Genomic DNA, 16567 nt, shown 5'->3' with positions numbered 1-16567 from the left:
GGAAAAGCGAAAAAGGTACGACACCTCTATCAACAGGATTCACAAATGGCGGATCGGGTTCGCTTATCCTACGGGAAGTTCTGCCAGCGGGCCAATTCCGATTGTCGACTGCTGTGTCAGCGGATAGCTGGCAAGTAACTCGGCGATTCGTGCGCAGGTCATGCTTCGAACCAGCTCAAGGTCATGTTCGACCGAATGGTATTCCTGTCGATAGACCCAGTTGTTTCCAAGCGACGAGAGGCGACCCATCGGTCGCTCAGAACGGAGAACGATTCGCGAAAGTACTTTATTTTTCGCCTGTTCAAGTTCCGTTTCGGTGATTCCGTTTTCGTTCAGATCGGCGTAGATCTTGGCGATTCGTTCGAGATTTGCTTCGACCTGTTCCGGGCGACATCCGAGGTAGGTCAGCCAGGTACCGCTTCCCGCGTATTCGTTGTATCCCAATTCGGCCATTTCTGCATGACCAGGGTCAACCAGTTCCCAGTACATCCGGCTTCCGCCATCGTCGCCGACGACAACAGACAATAACTCAGCCGCGTAGCGCAGATCGTCAGTTGCCGCTGGGCCTTTGCCGAGTTGCATAATATGCTGTTGCAGGCTGTCTGGTTTGGGAATCATCTGTGCGCCAGGGTTCGGTTCGGCTTCGCGTGTATCGCGAGGAGATTTTCCAGCGGGCCAACTGCTACAATGTTGTTCGGCCAACTCCATTATCTCACGCCAATGGATATTCCCCGCTACGGCCAGAACAATATTGCCAGCTTTGTAATGTTCGGCGTGATAATCTCGCATCTGTGTCGATGTGAGCGCCGCAATCGATTCCGGCGATCCCAGAATACTCTGTCCCAGAGGATGACCTTGGAAATGTCGCTGCATGACGAGCTCGTAGGCTTTAAACGAAGGTTGATCTTCGTACATCCCGATCTCTTCAAGGATGACATTTTTTTCCATGTCAAAGTCATCCTGACGCAGCGTGGGGTAGATCAATGCCGTGAGCAGTTCAAAAGCCTGCGGTAGATATTCCGGTAAAATCGCCGCGTAGTACAACGTCACTTCTTCGCTGGTCGATGCGTTATGCCGTGCACCGATCTCATCGAAAATGCGGTTGATGTCGTCCGCAGTGTATTTATCGTTTCCTTTGAATGCCATATGTTCGAGGAAATGACTGACTCCGGAAATCGCGTCCGTTTCATCACGAGAACCGGTGTTGACGAAAAAACCGATAGCCACGCTATGCACATTCGGAGAAAGCTCTCCGATGATTTGCAGTCCGTTATTCAACTTTGTTTCGTGAAATTTCATATCCGTTTTTCCAACATGCGGGGACCGATGGTCAAGATGGTGAAGTCTTCAGCGGGATGAGATTCGATGAAGGCTTCCACGCGGGGAACCGTCAACGCGTTGATCTGATCCTGCACTTCATTCAAGGTGGTCACTCGACCGAGATGATGCCAGTCGCGAGCGATGCTGGACGATCGTGAGTAAGAGGATTCCTGTTGCATGACGAGCGAACTCTTCGCACGCGCTTTACAACGATCCAGTTCTGCCCCAGTGATGCCGGTGCTCAGGTTTTGCAGCTCAGCTAAAGTGACATCGAGAGTCTCCTGTGCCCGTTCATTAGTCGTGCCGGCATAACAGAGTACACGGGCCAATTGCTTCATGCTGCTATGAGACGCGTAGATCGAATAACACAGACCTCTTTTTTCGCGGACTTCTGTAAACAGGCGGGAACTCATGCCACCGCTAAGGATACTGACCGATGCCCAGGCCGCAAAATAAAGTGGGTCACTGTAGGTAATCGAGTCGTATGAAATCCCGATATGGGTCTGAGCAGAATCGTGTTCAATGTGATCCCACTTAGGCCCAGTTTCTTCCGGAATGAGTGCCGGAGGATCCTGTGGTTTCCAATCTCCGAAGACTTGTTGAACAATCTCCTGTACGTTTTTGAAATCAATATTCCCAGCGATACCCAGGATCGCGCCGTTGGGTCGGAAGTTCCGCTGATAATGTGATTTCAGCGTTTGATTCGTCAGCTTCTCTACGCCCTCGATGGTGCCCTCATTCGGTCGGCCCCACGGTTTTTCAATACAACGTTGTTTAAGCTCGGAGAAAATCTTCTGTCGAGGTTCATCTTCCAATGCATACAACGACTGGAGTGCCCCTTCGCGTGCTGCTTCGAATTGATCATCTGGAATCTGGGGACGAAGAACGATGTCGCCGTAGATACGTAAAACCTCGGGCAGGTTGTCGGCTAATGTCGCTCCGCTTAATGTGATATGCGAAGTGCCGGCCGATTCGCTTCGTTGCAAACCGAGATTGTCCAGATCGGATGAAAGCTCGCGGCTGTTTCTGTCGCCCGCGCCTCGTGTGAGCATGTCGGCGAGTACGGAGGAGGTTCCGTATTCATCCTGCGGATCATAGATGCTGCCCGCAGGGACAAGCATCGTGAATGCGGCTGACTGAACCGCCGGCATCTTTTCCATGACCAGCGTTAAGCCGTTCGGGAGCACTTCGGTATGAATCTGTTGTTCGTTCATGGGTTGTGGCTGTTCACTATCCCTTTTATCAGTTTCTGACCTTGTTGCCCTGTCTACGTATATCTGTCCCGAAAATCAAATTCAGAACAGGATAATTCGAAGGCGACAGGACACAAGTCGCGTGTTGAATGACGACGTCCATGGATATTGCCCGAAGTATCTCAGATTGCGGGCTTTCTCACAAGCAGCGCGGCCCGATGACCTCAATTGAATGAGCGAATCCCGTACCCGACGATGGCAAGTTTCGGGTCCGAAGCCTCTTTGCTCATAATCGATTCCATAGGCAATCGGCCCTGTTCTCAGGATTGGTGTGCGGGTTAAAATGGAAGCAAGTTTAATTCACACCTCTCCCGTTTGACGACGAAGTCCACGGGACTATAGTAGGTCACAATTATTCGTAACGTGTTCTGGCGGCTCAACACCACGTTTTCAAGAACTCTTCGCATTCATTAAGCCGCTTCAGTTATCTTGGACAAGATCTAGACAAAGCAATTTGAACTTGCGGACAAGGATTAGCTGGTGGTTTCTGAATTGAAGACCCCTCATGGGAATAAAAACGATTACTTAAACAGCAAATTGAGCGAGCCAGAAACTGAAGAACTACGACTGGTGCTAAAAGAAGTCGGTTTGCGTTGCACGAAAGCTCGCCTCACTGTTATTCAGGAGTTGAAACAAGCCTCTGTCCCCGTGTCGCATGCTGAACTTGCAGATAAACTAGTACCACTCGGTTTTGATAAGGCGACCGTTTTTCGGAACCTTGTTGATCTCGCCGATGCTGGATTGCTGCGGCGGATCGAATTGGGCGATCATGTTTGGCGTTTCGAATGGATCGCTCAGGAAACAGGGTCGGACGAGCATCCGCATTTTCTTTGCATCGTCTGTGGCGATGTCTCCTGTCTCCGCGACCTGGCGTTTGAACTTCCTCAACTGGCTAGCGCTGATGTCTTTGGCGAAGTAACCGAAATATTATTAAAAGGTCAATGCAGTAAATGCTTGACCGCAGCAACGTGATTTCTATCAGCAGTTCTGAAACCCTCTGATAGGTCAAGTTGTCTCTGATTTTGCAGTAGCAAATGTAACACCACTGGGTTTCTGAATGGATTCTATTTCAATTACAGAAGTTTTTCCGTCCCATCGTGATCAGGCGGGACTTTCGAAAGGGTTTATCCTCACATGAACTTTTCATATCCATTTTTCGTATTATCAATCATTATCAGTTGGGGGAGTTGTTCTGTGTTTGCTGAGGAAAATCTGTTTGTTGCGGAACCGTTGACGCCGGAAAAAAGTTTTACCTCCGGAATCGAAGGGCCTGCCTGCGACGACGTTGGTAACATTTACGCAGTAAATTACAGCGAACGGCAGACCATCGGTAAGACGTCACCTGATGGCGAAACTGAAATATTTCTTAAACTTCCGGGTAAAAGTGTCGGCAATGGGATTCGCTTTGATCAGGCGGGAACCATGTTCGTCGCGGATTATGTCGGACACAATATTCTAAAAGTCGACATGAAGTCCCGGGCAGTGGAAGTGTATGCTCACTCAGATGAGATGACACAACCGAACGATATTGCGATCATGTTGGACGGAACACTTTTCGCCAGCGATCCGAACTGGTCGAAAGATAATGGTCGTGTTTGGCGAATTGATCTCGATGGATCGGTGGTTCTGGCTGCTGACAATATGGGAACAGCCAACGGCATCGAAGTCTCACCCGACGGGAAGACGCTCTATGTAAATGAAAGCAATCAACTGAATATCTGGAAGTTCACGATTACCGACGATAAAGAGCTAGTCGATAAGCAGCTATTGAAGAAGTTTGACGATCATGGATTCGATGGAATGCGGTGCGATATTGATGGCAATCTGTATGTGACGCGTTACGGAAAAGGGACTGTCATCAAGCTATCCCCTGCGGGTGAACTGCTACAGGAAATCGACGTGCTGGGTGCGAAACCGAGTAACATTTGCTTCGGTGGCCCGGATGGTCGAACAGCCTATGTGACGGAAGTCGAACATCAGCGACTGGTCCAGTTTCGGGTTGACCGGCCAGCTTTGTCTTGGAAACGGTGGCAACATTAAGAGTTGCCCCTATTGAATTCCCCGCCCGCGGTCGTAGATGATCTGTGAACCAAGGATGAGCGATGCGATCAGCAAGAGACCTGCGCCGACCCAGAAGATGTTATGTTCAAGGTGCAGCCCCTGATCCGAAAGTAGATATCCCCCAACCAAGGGGGCGATCAGTCCGCGAATTCCTGTGAGAGTCAAATTCGTCGAGTTGTACAGCGAGACATACTGCACTGGTGCAAAATACAAGCTGCCCGTTAACCAGTTGATCAGCCCGCCTGCGACAGCGACGGAACAGATCGAGATTCCGATCAGGAACCAGATTAAGTTCAGCGTCATCCCGCCGATGGCGAAGCAGATAAAACCGACGAGTTGCATTAATACGACGACCAGTCGGCTTTCAATCGGATTTTTCGTTGTCATCCATCGCCCCCACAAAGGAGCAGTGGTGAATTCCAACACAGATGGAATCACGGCGATGATTAGCCCGACGATAATCACATTGATTTTCTGTTCGGTAATGTCGAGGTATCCACCTCCATAAGTGCGGAAAAAATCAGCCAGAGTCGCCAAGGTGGCCCCTTGAGCAAGAACTTTCTCCTGTAGGATTTCCGCGACGAAAATCAGGCTCATATGGTTTGCAAAACCAGCTACAGCAAAGCCGGTCTGGAACCAGACGAATCTTCGATCGCGGAGGATGATCGAGAGGTTATGTCGAATCTCTTTCCACAAATTCGAATCGTCATCGTGCACACGACGTTCGGGATACCTCACTGGAATGAAGGCGTAAGCAATCGCCGCCAGTAGAAGAATAAACCCAACAAGGCAGAAGACAATCCAGTAGTAATTTGGAAACCGGCTGAACCAGGTGTACGCAATCAACGTGATCACCAAGGCACAAACGCCCGCAATCGATTTCAACCATCCGACTGCCAGCGAACGCAATTCTGCAGGATAGACGAACTGGAACATGTTCATCTCGGCGACGCGCGGTGCCGCCTGGAGAAGATACAGGCCACTCATCAAAACAACAAAGGTGGTCGCGGAATTCTGTGTCAGCGGAGTCAGCCAGAGCAGGACCGTCATTGCCAGACAGGGAAAGACGACGAGTGTTTTATTACTTACGTATCGTTCGAGCCAAGTGACGACCGGACTGAGTAGACTACTTCCTCCTGCCACGGCTCCAATGAAAGCCAGATGAAATTCATTGCCTTCAAGAATCGACTTCAGGACCACCGTCGACAGAGCGGTCAATGCAACGTACGGACCTAGGCCAAAGTTATATACGGACTCCAGACAGATCGCCGGACGATACCGGGATGGGAATGACCGTAGCATCCGGTTCTGTCTTTTGACTCCGGAAAGAGTCCGGAAAAACAGATGAACGATCTGTCTGCAAATGTGCGAAAGAAGTCCGTACGGGCCCATAAAAAGTCGCTGTGATTCCTGACAGGCGAAACGGGTTTGAATTCGAAATCGATTTAAGATTCGCCGCGAAGACGTTTACCCAGTTTGGCTATTTCGTCGCCGCACGCTTTACGAGCTTCGGTGAATCCGGCGACTGTTTTTTGTTCCTGGCGACAGTAATCGAGAATGATGTCTTCGGCTTTCATCAACGCTTTACAGGCGTCAGGGACTTCCGAGGCAATCTCCAGAGGGATTGTCGTAACGCCGTTACAATCACCGTGGAGTAACTCTGCAGGGAACACAGTGATTCCACCGACGGAAACGGGAACATTCACAGAAACGATATGACAGTAACCATGAGCACAGGTCGTACCAGCAGTGAAGCAGGGGAAGTCGATTGCTTCAACCTGATCAAGGTCGCGTCCTGTTCCCGATGTAATCAGGCCTTTGGAACCAAATTCTTTGTAGGTCGTGCACATGACTTCGCCGAAGGTCGCGGCGGCTGTTGGTTCATCAATGTCTTGAAAGATGATCACGGGTGGTCCGGGGATATCTTCGAATGCAGACAATTGTTTGTCGATGCTGGCGTAAACATCTCCCCCGCGTGGTGGTTTCTGCGAACGAAAGGTGGAAGTCAGCGCGAATCCGACCATTGGCTTCAGTTTGGGAAAGCACGACTTAATCGAGTCATTCATGAAACCTTCATTACGCGGGCGGACATTGAATAACTCAATGACATTGCAGACCGTTGGTGTGTCATACTTTTCTAACGCGGCGAGAACTTCGGAAGAGAGAGCAGGGGTGACGGCCATGTTGATTGCCTCTGGATACAAAAGCGGTGGAAGATGAAGAGATATTATCTGATGCGTACGCGAAAGCGAAGAAACCACCTTCACGAAACTCAGGACAGGATCATTCCATCATAGCCCGCCGTGATTAAGGGCAACAGGGAACGGCTCCATTTTGAGAAGGTCTGCTTTCAAAGCGGCATCGCTGTTCTCCTCGTCGGCAACTATTGTTGGAAGAGGGAGATCGTCTCCTCGGAATTTCATCAGCAGACAGGCTGGTTAGCCGAGGCCGTTTTCTACGATCGCTCCCGAATATTTGGGATATCGGTCGATACCATACAGGAAGCCCACCTGCTCGCGGCTACAGTGCATTCCCTCAGAGAATGTCCTTTTGGGAGGAGAATGATGCAAATGAATAGTAAGCCAGAGAAAGTAGCCGGAATTTATGCCGTGGGATGTGGGAATCTTATGGAAAAATGCTGTTTTTCTTCATATTCATCTCGAAAACAGGCCTGAATTTCGGGTATTTTACAACCTCAGATGACGTTACTCTTTCTCAATATACATGCGCGCACGGCCTGTCGGAGAATGGGCTGTCTTTCTTGAATCATTCGACCTCCCTCTCGGAGACCTGACAGGTCCAACCGCTCGAATGGTCGCTTTCACGGATGAGATCCTCTTGGATCGGTGTTTTATCAATCGCAAAGAGTTCAGCTCAGCTGCTCTTTCGGTCGCTGCTCCCTTTATGTTTTGAGTTTTGCGCCTGTTGAAATTCTGTTTTCAGTCCCAGGCTTGGAGATGCCCAAATATGTACCAGGTTGAAGGTGAAATTCAACGACTCTTACCGACAGTACAACTTCCTAGTTACACCTACGTACCCGGAACGACCACTCCCCACCCTATCCGCGATCCCAAAGGCCATAACTTCGGTCGTCGCGGTCGTCCTTCCATGGGACTGACTGCCGACAACTGGGCGGAGAATCGCGTCTTCCTGCTGGCGATCGATTATTTTAATCAAGGTTACTACTGGGAAGCGAATGACGAATGGGAACGCCTGTGGCGCGTTTCCGGCCCAGACACACCTGTCGGTCACTTCCTCAAAGGCTTGGTTAAACTGGCTGCCGCCGGTGTTAAAGTTCGCGAGAACAGTATTCATGGTGTTCGCCGACATGCGGCCTCGGCCGGTGAAGTCTTCGCGGACGTCGCCGCTGAGATTAACCAGGATCATATGTGCGGACTCGAATTTGTCATGCTGCAATTTGCTGCTGACCGTGCCGCCCAATTAACCTACCGTGACGACTATCCCGATGGGGAGCCGATTCGGGTCTTCCCCTTCGCCCTGCAACCCGAACCGATGCCATTCTCGTAAGTCTTCGAGAAAAGGCTGGTTTAAATAACAGGTCTTTGAGGCTCAGTTCAGTCAGCAGGTCAAAAACAAAAAACCTCCCAGTCATGAAGTGACGGGAGGTTTTTTTATGTCGTAAAAGTTTCGAGTCAGAACACGATTTAGGTAATCGATTTGTTCGAACTTAAATCAGTTGGATGAAGTGACGTTCAACGAAACCATCACTTCTGATTGGGGTTCGGGTTCCGACTTATCTTCGGCCGAGTCTTCCAGAATGGTTTCCACCAGGAAGTGCAACAGCTGCCGGAAATCGTCTGACTTGACTTCATCCGCCAAATCCTGAGCACGCCACCGAGAACGTTCTACCAGTTTTTCCGCTTTCTCGAACACACCTAATTCTCGATAGAGACGTTGAAGTGTCTTTACGCGCACTTCCGGGTTTGCCTTGGGATCGAGGGCGGCTTCCAGATGGCTCTTCTGGTCCCCCTTCGCTTCCTGTAATGCCAATGCCAGCAGGACTGTAGGACGCAAGGCTGCGGCATCTTGACCAGCGACCAGCTTGTTGTGCCCATCGCCCCGCCAGTCGTTGAGGTCGTTCAAAATTTGAAAACCGACACCCACCTGACGACAGTAGTTGGAAATTAACTCAGCATACTGTTCAATCGCGCCGGCCATGCGGACGCCCGCGTATAACGCGGCTTCGAAAGCAGGGGATGTTTTCAGAGCATAAATCTGCAATGCTTCAATCGGTGTCAGTGCAGAGGCATCGCCACTCGACCACGCCATTTCCGCACCCTGACCATCGCTCAACTTGAGATGGGCTTCTGCCATTTTGCCTTGAATGTCAGCAACAATCGCTGCATCAAGTTCATCACGGCCTAGCGCCAGCAATCGGTAGCCAAGTCCAATTAAGTAGTCGCCAATATTGATCGCCTGGCCAATCCCGTATTGACGGTGCAGGGTGTCGTTGCCGTAGCGGTATTGGTCCTCGTCCTGAATATCATCATGTACCAGCGACGCTTTATGAAACGCTTCAATCGCCATCGCCACGCGACCAACCGAGATCGGGATTTCCCATTTTTCGGTATTGGTAACCAGCATCTGTTCCGAAGCTTCGGGATGGAGAGCGTAATATGCAGCCAAGGTAACGAAAGGTCGAAACCGTTTTCCACCATGCTGCAGGAACTGATACGCTTCTGTTTCCGTGAAAGCGAGTGGTCCCGATTTATCATTACCACTACGTTGGCGAGGAAGATATTCTTCAAAACGATCTTCGAATAAATCGTTTGCAGACCGCATTAGCGGTAGGTAGCTGGCCGTGGTCGGTTCGGGAAGGGGTTCGTATTGTTCAAGAACTTCCCAGATCCAGGCTTCATCCAGTTTGGTGTTTTTGCAGTCACCGGAATGCAGAGGAACCGCATAGGACGGGACCCCCGCGATCAGGACTTTGTCGATTGCCTTTTCGAGAACGTTAAGACAGGCGACGCCCAGAATACCATCGACGTATCCGGCGATGATAATCTTGAGAACAACAGGCGAACCTTCCGCCACCAGAACTTTGTAGCCCAGTTTCTCCGCTTTGACTTTGTAATCGGCAATGGAGCAGGCGCCACATGTTTCGCAATCGAGACCGAATTCATCGTATTCGGCGGGGCAGCCTTCCGCATGTTTAAGGCAGTGGGGAAGTAACAGTAACCGGCGTTCAAACGGAACTGCCAGGAACTGACGTCGCCAGAAGAAGTTTCCAATTAAGACCATCGCGAACCCGAGGAACTTTTGGGGAAGCTCCATCTGTTCCAGCAGGGTGCGACTGTGATGTTCGAGCTCCCCCTTCAGGAAGGGACGCGATTTATCGAGAGGCTCCACGTATTTCTCAGCAGCGGCTTTAACCGCTTCACGCAGTTCGAGCGTCTCCGGCACCATCTTCAGGTGACTTGTACTGCGTCGCTTTTTTCGTTTGACCGGCTTGTCGAGATCGTCTTTCTCAGAAAGCCGGTTCATCTCTTTTGCTCGGGGGTCAGAAGGTGCTATCGACACAAGGTGCTCCCAATCGGAAACCATCGCCATGCTGAAGAGGATCCAGCGCTCAATCAATGTTTGTCTTCAAATGACCTCAAGACGGAACGAAATTGATCGGGGCGGGGTTACCAGGTTGATATTCGAGGACAGTAAATCAGTGGGTGACGCCAACGTAACCGTCAGCACATACTCTCTTACTTACTGGTTGGCTGGATGAGGGGTTATATTCTAATCCAGATTTTGCTGGTGGGGTTATTCTATCTTCGATTCTTATCTGCCCGCCTGCAATCCCCAGAATCAGTTGATTCAGCGATTCGAAGTTGAAATCCCAAAACGATGGCAAGCGCGATGCAATGCGGACACTGTAAATATTAACGGATAGAGCCGCTCAAAGTACCACAATTTCGCAAAATAAAAGCCGATTGGACTCGGATTGCGGTATCGTTCTGATTCTACCGCCGAGCAGAGCCAGTCGAGACCTCGTTCGATTTTTTCAGGAGATCCGTTACCAACTACCAGCATTTCCAGCGCGAGTGCCGTCTCTTCTACCGAATCGGGAAGACCAGGTTGTCCGCTCCACCCTCCAGATTCGTTTTGCGAGTTCGATATCCAATTTAGACCCCGCTGGGCCTCAACCGCTTCTCCTCTTCCCAATTCGAACCAAGCCGCCAAAACTCGGGCTGTCCCGTACAGCGGGTTTTCTTCATCGTCCGCATGCTGATTACCAAACCAGAGCGGGACCCAACTGCCATTTGTCCGCTGAATCCGCCGGAGAAACCCGAACCCTCGTTCAATCGCGTTTTCTACTTTCTCTAATTGCCGGGTATCTGCTTCACTCTGCCATAGATCGGCATAGGTACCCTGATATCGGAACAGTGCTCGCAATGTATGCGCAGTCAAATCGGGAGAACTTCTGTCGAATGGAAGTGCCCCCCAGCCTTTGCAAAAAGTCGGCCAGCCGCCATCTCGGTTTTGAATATCGAGTAGCCACTGAACACCCAGATCTGCGGACTGACGAATTTCTGTATCGTGTTTGAAATTGGTCGTCTGGTTAAGATTCAGAATGGCCAGGATTGCACCGGGTGAGTCGTCCGCATCGGGAACCCCGCCCGTCAGATCGGTCCAGGCCCATCCGCCTGGGTCTGCATTGGTGTAGGGGTGAACTGTCTGGTACTGCTGGTCGAGGAGAAACTTCAGGACGGTATCGCGAGATTCCTCGGGAACATCGCCTTCGACTGCGTTCGTGGACAACGTCGTCACCCAGGTGGCGAGGTTAGTATCAATCGGCCAACTACCGTCAGGTCTGACGCTATCGACAAGAAACTGCACCCCCTTTTTTACCACGGGATGTTCGTGCTGTCCCATCGCCGCCAGGCTCATCGTGACGAATGATGTCAGCGGAGTCGCTTCCAGAAAACCGCCCGATTCGGGTTGCAAGGTGACTAGTTTATCGAGCGTTCGCTGCCGACTCAGTTTCCGGATGATTCGAGTAAGCGGATTCCAGGGCCGAGCGAAATGATAGCGGACCTGCCCGATGGCGATGAGGGCAGGCAGGGCATAGCTGACGACCGGGAGTTTGACTGTTTTATAAAAACGATGTGGTAAACAAGCCAGTTCAAATGGCAATGAGGGAATCTGTTTCCAATCGACTTGGTCCGCGAGTGCGCATTGAGTCAGGATGGGAACGGAAAATGTTTTGTCTTTTCCATACCGACGGATGACGGCTTTGACCCCACCAATTCGTTTAATGTAGGCATCGGCCTGCTTCACTTCGGAGGCGTATTTATCCGTGGTGCCGGTTGCTTCCAATGCGGCCCGGGCGAGCATCGATGTGGAAATGTTGCTGAAACTTTTAACCGTATCGCCCCAACCACCATCGTCGTTCTGGTGTTCCGCCAACCAGCGGAGTCCGTTGGTAATCAGTTCTTGATACTGATCATCCCGGTTCGGCAATTGCCGTTGGACCATCTCCAGCGCAACTACAGCGGTCGCGGTCGCGAGTGCGGATGTGGAAAGCCCTCCTTCCCACCAACCTTGAAGAGTGCGTTCTTGAAGGAGCTGTTCTTGAGCCTTTATGTATGCGGAGCGCAAGCGGCTTTGATCAAAGGAATCAGGCACAGATTAGATTCCCAAGTCATCCAGCTCGTCCATCAAGTCGTCGAGATCGTCCCGTTCCCGGTTATCAGATCGACCGACGTATCGTTCGGAGAGGCCGACCGATTTTCCAACCAGCTCACGGCCATCAGCCATCAACTCGGCGTCTCTTTCGCGAACGGCAAGATCGACGGCGTCTTCATCCGAACCACCAAACAATTTGGAAAGGTCAATCTTCAGGCCAGCGACTTCCCCTTCGGCACCGGCAATGGCGGGGGTTTTATGTCCGGGGAAGATGATCGCGTTTTCCGGGCAGACTCGGCTGCAGGCGGGGCATCCTTTTTTGCAGTTGTCTTGTTCTTCCACCAGAATTCGGTCGATGCTATCGACGCCGTAAACCCCGAATAGACAGAAATCAATACACTCCATGCAGTTCGTGCAGCGACTGTAATCGATGACAGGATACCAACGACGCTTTATCGGTGGTTGGGCTGATTTCAGAAGAGCAATCTCCTCCTGGGGAGAAGCGGCTTCGACCTTCGCCGGGTCTAAGATGAATTGCGTCAGGTCAAATAATGGAGCCGAATTCCCATTCTGGGAGGAACCGTTGGAATGGGCACCGTTGGTGGATCCATTTGAAGAACCATTGGTCGATCTGTTCCCATTGGACGTGGGATTGAAGGAGAGTTGGACAAGCTGGTCGTTCTCTTCTGGTTGCTGGTTTTCTTCTTCGAAGATTCGGTGAATCTCGTCAACGTACTCCTGAGGATTGGACGAGACACGCATGTCGATACAGTAGATGTTTCGGTTTGGAGTCTTTGTGGAACCAATCGATTCGCTTGGCTCCGTTTCGAGTTCTTCCTCGTCTTCGTCGGCGTCATCAATCAGCTCCGTCACGCCTTCGTGGCCGGGGATTTGCTGGCGGTCTAATGTCCAGTGAAGTGCGCGAGGGTATTGCCAACCCAACAGTACGAATGGACCTTTTAGCGAGCGCAGAAAAACGAGCCCGGTATGGTCGGCGGCCATATCGTACAGATTCGGAATCAGTGAGATACTGACTCGCGGATCCATCAGAAGGGAACCGGCGACCTCTTCCTCCAATTTGGAGCGGACAGGATGTTTACCCTGTGCCTGCGAGATGACTACCGTTAGTTTTTTTCCGGCCATAAATGGTCTGCCCTGGATTGATCAATACATGAGAACCGTGGGAATGAATCGCAACGCACTGGCACGAACGACGCCTGTAGACGCTTCAAAGCAAATCGTTAATTGATCTGCCCTTTCAGCATATTTTGCGTTTTCTCCCACCCCTCGTCGAGGTGGGCGACATATTCTGCTGGTGTTTTCATTATCGCAGTTGTGCGGAGATCATACAACCAGCCAGTTCCATAACAATCGGTATTGATAGGAGTTGGGTCTTCCAGCAAATGTTCATTGAACTGGACAAGTTCGCCGACGGCGGGGGCGTATAGGGTGGAAAGTGCCTTGGAGCTTTCCACTTCCCCGATCTCCTGCTTTTCTCGGAGGATGGTTGGGGCTTCGACTCGCCATTCCAGAAAATAGACGTCCTGTAGCAAGCGGACCGAATAGCTGGTGAATCCGACGCGATATAATTGCGGCTCTAGTTTCTGTAACCAGAGGTGCTTGGTGCTGTAGACACGGTCTTGAGGGATGACCGCTTCGAACTGGCCCATCATGAATACTAATGGCTCGGCGGAGTCAGTCATACAGAAAGCAAACCTTGGTGGGGCGGGAGCGAACGGTGGAGGTTAGCAGGCAAATAAATCAGGCTTAAACAGACTTTCCGCAGCCTTGCAACATGGTTCGACAGTAATCGAGAACACCCTGTGAATCAAGCGTGGTGACCAGTTCCACATTCGGTTTCCAGGTGGGGTGCGGTCGTTCATCGAAGATGGTCATGCCCCGCGTCAGTTTACCCTGACATTCGACAGCTACGGCGATTTGTTTCGATTCTGCCGTCAGCGGACGGGCAGCAACCGCCAGCCCAACCATTTCCCGAAGTGGAATACATTCTCTTCCCAATAGCTGGTGATGCAACCTGAAGCAGGCGGGGATCATCTCTCGTAACAGCTGACCGAGTGATGTTGGCGATTGCTCAAACCAGTCCGAAAATTGTTCGTACGTCATTTCGATCTTCTCGCTCACGTCGAGCGGCACAAGTGTCTTAGTCGCAGGAACAGACAAGACTGTCCGCGCACTGGGGGGATCGGCGTAGAAATTGAACTCGGCAGCAGGAGTAATGTCGCCACTATGGTGATGGGAACCACCTACGATCACGATCTCGTGGAGTTTCTGCAGAATACCGGGATGATAGTCATTTACCCGCGCGACATTCGTCAGCGGTCCCAAGGTCAGTAGAGTAATCTCATTCGGGTACTCTCGCGTCAGTTCTGAGAGGACTTTGGGCGAATCAATCCGATGATGAGGCTGGGGAGGATTAAATTCAAAATCCCCCAGACCCAGCTTTCCATTCAGCAGGGCAGAGCAGGGTTCCTCGGGAAATTGAGGGAGAGCCGATACGTTTTCCGCAGCCCAACCAATACGGGGCCTTTTGGGCGGGTCGAACAAATCCACCAGTGCCTGGATGTTGCTGGATGCCTGGGCCGCGCTCACGCGTCCTGCCGTAGCAGTAATCGCCAGCAGGTCAATTTCAGGATCCTGCATGGCGGCGATGAGCGTCAGGGCACTTCCGATTCCTGGATCTGCATCAATAATGAGTTTTCGCACCCGGCTAACCTGCGACTTTCCTGAAAGTGGATCGTGCGGTTAAAGGTAAACAGGGGGAGACGAAAGGGCTCCTCCTGCAATTCCGCACTCATCTTTAAGTCTAGGGGACCGGGAGGTATCGGTCAATTACATCCTAAGACTGTTCGAAACACGGCCCCTTCTTTGAAGGGGGCGGTTCTCCATCAATTCTTTACGCGATTGGGATTGTCGTACACGGTCATTCTTAAGACCTTTTCCCCGTCTTTTTCGATCACTTGCATGTCGTAGACTTTGTAATGATATTCTTCGTTCTCCATCGACTTACCTGGGACAAAGCTTGTTTTAAAACCGAGTTTTTCCGCTTCGGCTTTCGCCTCTTTGTGACCAAGTCCGATCAGATTCGGAAATTTATCGGGAGGAACGATCGGTGTTACGTTTTGAGTTTGCGGACGAGGCACGGGGAGTTGCTGCCCGCCAAGCTGAGGCATCATCGTTGTTTTGTTCTGCTTTTCGTCTTCAGGTAATTGAACCCTCGAATATCTAGACAAATTCGGCTTAAATGGATCTTTGTCAAACACGCCACCCAGGAAACCTTTTTTGTTAATCTCAAAATCTTTGAACATGTAGGTTTCATCAGAATCCGACCCCTCGAACAACTTGACGCCCTGCGGAAGATAGTTCTGCGGACTCAGCTTAATCAGGGCAACCTTGAAGTTCTGGTGGTCCATGGCAGTACGGGGCGTGGCTTTAATGACTATTGAATCTTTGGTCAGGTCCATCAATTCCAGATCAAATCGACGACGCGCTTCTTCTGGTGGAAGTCCGAATAAAAATGGAAGGGGACCATTCATCACGTTAGAACCATGAAGTTCTTTTGGTATTGGAAGTTCGATATAAGTTTTATCGGACTCTTTGATCTGTGTGATCAGTTCGCCATCCGAGATCCAACTCTCTTCCTGATCCTCCTGAATGTTATATTTTCGTTTTACGCCGTTGTGTTCAACTTCGTGCTTGGCACCAACGCCGCCATTGTTGCCCTGCTTGATCGGTTGCATGTCGATGCGGCCTTTTCCAGGCGCTTCGAAGAAGACCTTTCCGCGGGATTGATACACAACTTGAAACGTGTGGTCAAATTTGTAATGGATATGTTCGGCTTCCAATCGATCTATCCGTTTGGAAGATTCAGACCAGTTCTCCAGTACCTTCTGAAGAGCCTTTTCGCGTTGGGGATCCTTTGGCTTTTTCACTTCAGGGCGCGGAATTCTGGCACGGCCTTCCTCCGGAGTTTCCTGTGCGGCAAGCGGCATCGCGCAAAACAGCAAAAGCAAGAACGAGCGAGTCAGCGAGGAAGCTGTCTTCAGCGACAAAATTGTCTTCAGCGACAAAACTGGCTGTCGCAAAGTGTGAAGAGGTGCGTGTGATTCCATTCGTTGCAGACGCCCGGATTTCAGGTTAGATGAAATTAAATCGAACATTGGCAGCGGGATCCTTCCCATTCGTGTTCGAGTGATCGCGAATTTAATTCAAATGTATTGTTTTCGTAAAGCTAGTCTGGTTCTAGGTTTACGCCTTTTCTTCCACCAGAGCGC

The 16567-nt window shown here is 50.9% G+C and carries 13 protein-coding genes; 3 read left to right on the top strand and 10 right to left on the bottom strand.

Going from position 1 to position 16567, the window contains the following annotated elements:
• Window positions 1–63 precede the first annotated feature (63 nt).
• Both Pla110_RS17430 and Pla110_RS17425 read right to left on the bottom strand, forming a co-directional pair.
• Window positions 64–1299 carry a M16 family metallopeptidase gene (locus Pla110_RS17430; RefSeq protein ID WP_144997558.1) on the bottom strand — a complete coding sequence of 412 codons (1236 nt, stop codon included), beginning with the start codon at window positions 1297–1299 and terminating at the stop codon, window positions 64–66.
• Window positions 1296–2534, bottom strand: a complete 1239-nt coding sequence (locus Pla110_RS17425; RefSeq protein WP_144997556.1) for a M16 family metallopeptidase — start codon at window positions 2532–2534, stop codon at window positions 1296–1298. The genes Pla110_RS17430 and Pla110_RS17425 overlap by 4 nt, the downstream gene beginning before the upstream one ends.
• Window positions 2535–3053: 519 nt before the next feature.
• Here Pla110_RS17425 and Pla110_RS17420 point away from each other — a divergent pair.
• On the top strand, window positions 3054–3545 hold the full coding sequence (locus tag Pla110_RS17420) for a Fur family transcriptional regulator (protein ID WP_231742552.1): 492 nt from the start codon (window positions 3054–3056) through the stop codon (window positions 3543–3545).
• Window positions 3546–3767: 222 nt separating this feature from the next.
• On the top strand, window positions 3768–4613 hold the full coding sequence (locus Pla110_RS17415; protein WP_231742550.1) for an SMP-30/gluconolactonase/LRE family protein: 846 nt from the start codon (window positions 3768–3770) through the stop codon (window positions 4611–4613).
• 9 nt (window positions 4614–4622) lie between these two features.
• On the opposite strand, the gene Pla110_RS17410 is transcribed toward Pla110_RS17415, so the two are convergent.
• Together Pla110_RS17410 and Pla110_RS17405 are read right to left on the bottom strand one after the other, a co-directional pair.
• Window positions 4623–5936: an MFS transporter gene (locus tag Pla110_RS17410; RefSeq protein ID WP_197440258.1), complete on the bottom strand. Its 1314-nt coding sequence runs from the start codon at window positions 5934–5936 to the stop codon at window positions 4623–4625.
• 143 nt (window positions 5937–6079) lie between these two features.
• On the bottom strand, window positions 6080–6817 hold the full coding sequence (locus tag Pla110_RS17405) for an RraA family protein (RefSeq protein WP_144997550.1): 738 nt from the start codon (window positions 6815–6817) through the stop codon (window positions 6080–6082).
• A gap of 784 nt (window positions 6818–7601) precedes the next feature.
• Between Pla110_RS17405 and Pla110_RS17400 the strand changes: the two genes are divergently transcribed.
• Window positions 7602–8162 carry a DUF309 domain-containing protein gene (locus tag Pla110_RS17400; RefSeq protein ID WP_144997548.1) on the top strand — a complete coding sequence of 187 codons (561 nt, stop codon included), beginning with the start codon at window positions 7602–7604 and terminating at the stop codon, window positions 8160–8162.
• 165 nt (window positions 8163–8327) lie between these two features.
• Here the strand turns inward: Pla110_RS17400 and Pla110_RS17395 are convergent, their stop codons facing one another.
• The 6 genes from Pla110_RS17395 to Pla110_RS17370 all read right to left on the bottom strand — a co-directional run bounded on the left by Pla110_RS17395 (window position 8328) and on the right by Pla110_RS17370 (window position 16453).
• Window positions 8328–10205: a polyprenyl synthetase family protein gene (locus Pla110_RS17395; protein ID WP_231742548.1), complete on the bottom strand. Its 1878-nt coding sequence runs from the start codon at window positions 10203–10205 to the stop codon at window positions 8328–8330.
• A 258-nt stretch (window positions 10206–10463) separates the two neighbouring features.
• Complete coding sequence (locus Pla110_RS17390; protein ID WP_144997546.1) at window positions 10464–12275, bottom strand: prenyltransferase/squalene oxidase repeat-containing protein; 1812 nt, start codon at window positions 12273–12275, stop codon at window positions 10464–10466.
• Between the two features lie 3 nt (window positions 12276–12278).
• Window positions 12279–13418 carry an ATP-binding protein gene (locus Pla110_RS17385; RefSeq protein ID WP_144997544.1) on the bottom strand — a complete coding sequence of 380 codons (1140 nt, stop codon included), beginning with the start codon at window positions 13416–13418 and terminating at the stop codon, window positions 12279–12281.
• A gap of 98 nt (window positions 13419–13516) precedes the next feature.
• Window positions 13517–13978 carry a glycine cleavage system protein H gene (locus tag Pla110_RS17380; protein ID WP_144997542.1) on the bottom strand — a complete coding sequence of 154 codons (462 nt, stop codon included), beginning with the start codon at window positions 13976–13978 and terminating at the stop codon, window positions 13517–13519.
• A 64-nt stretch (window positions 13979–14042) separates the two neighbouring features.
• Window positions 14043–14999: a nucleoside hydrolase gene (locus Pla110_RS17375; protein ID WP_144997540.1), complete on the bottom strand. Its 957-nt coding sequence runs from the start codon at window positions 14997–14999 to the stop codon at window positions 14043–14045.
• A 182-nt stretch (window positions 15000–15181) separates the two neighbouring features.
• Window positions 15182–16453 carry a hypothetical protein gene (locus Pla110_RS17370; protein WP_144997538.1) on the bottom strand — a complete coding sequence of 424 codons (1272 nt, stop codon included), beginning with the start codon at window positions 16451–16453 and terminating at the stop codon, window positions 15182–15184.
• Window positions 16454–16567: the final 114 nt, after the last annotated feature.

The organism is Polystyrenella longa, assembly GCF_007750395.1.
Lineage (GTDB): Bacteria > Planctomycetota > Planctomycetia > Planctomycetales > Planctomycetaceae > Polystyrenella > Polystyrenella longa.
The sequence above is the reverse complement of the archived record's forward strand: the minus strand, read 5'-3'. Positions and strand labels throughout refer to the sequence as shown.